This is a genomic window from Novosphingobium cyanobacteriorum, from assembly GCF_029436685.1.
Taxonomy (GTDB): domain Bacteria; phylum Pseudomonadota; class Alphaproteobacteria; order Sphingomonadales; family Sphingomonadaceae; genus Novosphingobium; species Novosphingobium cyanobacteriorum.
In genome coordinates, this window is sequence record NZ_JAROCY010000064.1 from 1 (window position 1) to 2,789 (window position 2,789).

Consider the following 2,789-nt stretch of genomic DNA (forward strand, 5'->3'; position numbering starts at 1 on the left):
TGTAGCGCGACGATTACGGTGTCCGGTCGGCGTCAATTTTGATGGCCGATAGGTGGCCGCGCCGGTTGGTGAATTCTGGCTACCATTTGCTGTTGCGAGGAGCAACCGTCGAGCGACAATTACGACGCTGGGTAATTGTCGCTGGCGCTGGCCGGAAGCGAGGGTTTGAAGCGCATGGGATGGTTGGCATGTAATTGCCGCTGGCGACAATTACCCGTTGCCTCAGCAAGGGTGCTCCCGAGCGCGAAGCCAGCGACAATTATGATGGCCGGTCCGGGGCGCCATTGGGCGGGTCGTAATCGCCGGCGTTGATGCGGGCGACGGCGGAACGCTTGCGGTAGCTTTCGCCGTTCATCTCGATGATGGTCGAGTGGTGCACGAGGCGGTCGATCGCGGCGACAGTCATGGCGGGATCAGGGAAGACGTTGTCCCATGCCGAAAATGGCTGGTTGGCGGTAATGGCGAGCGAGTGGCGTTCGTAGCGGTGGGCGATGAGCTCGAACAAGGCGCTGGTCTCGACCTGGTCCTTGCGGACGTAGGACAGATCGTCGAGCACGATGAGATCGAACTTGTCGAGCTTGTCGAGCATGGCGGGCAGGCTGAGGTCGCGGCGCGCGGACTGGAGCTTCTGGACCATGTCGGTGGTGGAGCAGAACAGGACGCGCCGCCCCGTGTCGATGAGGGCATGGCCAATGGCGGCAACTGCGTGCGTCTTGCCGGTCCCGCTCTGGCCGAACAGCAGCAGGTTGCCGCCGTTCTCGATCCAGTCGTCACCGGCGGCGAGGGACAAGAGGTGCGGTTTGCGGATGCCGGGGGCGGCGTCGAAATCGAAGGTGGCGAAGGTCTTGCCTGCGGGCAAGCCGGACTGGTCGCGATGGCGCTGGATGCGCCGGGAGGAGCGATCGGCCATCTCGATCTCGAGAAGCGAGGCCAGCAGGTTGGCGGCCGGCCAGCCATCGCGATCGGCGGTGTCGGTGAGGCGCTTCCAGTTGCGGTTGATGCTCGGCAGGCGCAAGGCCTTGAGCAGGGTAGGCAGTACGGCGGCGGCCTGATCCTTGGTGCGGGTCATCAGTACACCTCCCCGCTGGCGATCAGGCTGTTGTAGCTGTGCAGATCGGGTCGCGGGATAGTGACATCGCGCTGCGATCTTGCGGTTGGCAGGAACTCGTCCCTGAGCGCATCGACATCGGGCAAGCGCCCGCTGTCGAGTGCCTCATCGATCCGCCGGGCCAGCACGTCGACACAGTCGCCCCTGGCGGCGATATCGAGCAGCGCGACGGCATCGCGGCAGGCCTGCCGTCCATCGAGTTGGGCATCGAAGGCTTGCCAGGCCCGCCGGTAGGCGTGATCGGGGAAGAGGGCTTCGCGGTAGACGAGGTTGCGCAGTGCACCGGGCTTGCGGCGCAGGTTACCGATCATGTGCCGGAAATCGATGCTATGCCCCCGGTGGGGATGACTGATCCGCACACGCGGCGTGGACATTACCCTGTCCGGACCGAGGAAGAGCTCGATGCGATCGTCAAAGAGATGCGCGTTGAGGCGCCGTCCGACGAGGCGGGAAGGCACCGAATAGGTAACCCGATCGATGGCGACGGTGCCGTTGCGGGTGACATCGACGGTAACCATGGCGAAATCGGTGGTTCGCCTTGCGGGCAGCGCCTTGAGCACCCTGCGTTCTGCATCGATGCGCGTAGCATGCCGCCGGTTCTGTCTGGCGACCTGCGCCTCAACGAACTCGCGCCAGGCCTCGATGCTGACGAAATCGCGGCTGCCCCGCCGGCGTAAGGCCTGATCGAGCCGTCGCTTGAGATGGGCATGCGGACCTTCGATTGATCCGTTCTCGTGCGCCTCGCCGCGGTTGTTGCGGGTGGCAAGCATGCCGTAATGACGGCACAGCTCGTCATAGCTTCGGGTGAAATCCCGCTGCGCATCGGCGTCGAGGTTTTTGTAGGCGGCGGACAGGGAATCGCTGCGGTGTTCGGCCGGCGCGCCGCCCAGCTTCCACAACGCATCCTGCAGGTGCTCCGAAAGGGCGGCAAAGCTCTCCCCGCCCAGCACGACAGCCGCATGCTCCCAGCCACTCGCCGCCAAGCGGAAGTGGTAGAGGCGATAGGCCAGGGTCTCGCCGGCAACGGTGACCTTGAGACTGTCGCATACCGTGAAATCCGACAGGCCCTGCCGACCGGGCTCATGATGCTGCGGGAAGAAGATCTCCTTCTCGCCGCCGTGCAGTGCCCGCCAGCGGGCGATCCGGCGTTCCAGTGTTCGTCGTATCGCATCGGGAACAGCATCCTCGCCGAACTCGTCCTGGAGCGTCTCGAAGACCGTGACGGCAATGATACCGTCGATCTGGAGCAACTCCTCGACGCGTGGCCAGAATGGCTCGAGCGGATCGGCGCGGGTGCGCCAGTGGCGCTCCTTCTTCTTCTGGGACGGAAGCTGCGGATCGTTCTCGATCCGGCGTGCGCTGCGTTCGCTGATACCGGCCTTGGCAGCCGCGACGGCCTGGGTGTGTTGGCGACGATGGGTCATGAAGAGAAATACCTGCTGATCGGAAATGTGGTGGCCCGGCATCGCAAACCCATCGCTCGTTGTTCGATGAGTGTTCCGATACCACCGCCCGCCACAGCCCCGATCTGCCCCCCGAAAGAAGGGGAAAAAGATCGCCACCGGTTGTCTGGTCCGCTCTCCGGTCGGGGCTGCGCCCCTCCCTACGATCAGACCAGACAACCGATCCTACCGGCCATCATAGTCGCCGCTCAACCGGCCATCGTAGTTGTCGCCGCGCA

At 64.4% G+C, this 2,789-nt stretch carries 2 protein-coding genes; both read right to left on the reverse strand.

The features are described from left to right. Nucleotides 1-259: 259 nt before the first annotated feature. The gene (istB, locus tag POM99_RS22160; protein WP_007686496.1) at nucleotides 260-1,069 is read right to left on the reverse strand and encodes an IS21-like element helper ATPase IstB; all 810 of its coding nucleotides are present in this window, start codon (nucleotides 1,067-1,069) and stop codon (nucleotides 260-262) included. After that, nucleotides 1,069-2,574, reverse strand: coding sequence for an IS21 family transposase (istA, locus tag POM99_RS22165; RefSeq protein WP_026108990.1), 1,506 nt, complete (start codon nucleotides 2,572-2,574; stop codon nucleotides 1,069-1,071). Before istA ends, istB begins: the two co-directional genes overlap by 1 nt. Between the last annotated feature and the right edge of the window lie 215 nt (nucleotides 2,575-2,789).

Excerpts from the sequence above, each read along its gene's own strand:
- istB (WP_007686496.1), bottom strand. The coding sequence starts at position 1,069 with ATGACCCGCACCAAGGATCAGGCCGCCGCCGTACTGCCTACCCTGCTC.
- istA (WP_026108990.1), bottom strand. The coding sequence starts at position 2,574 with ATGCCGGGCCACCACATTTCCGATCAGCAGGTATTTCTCTTCATGACC.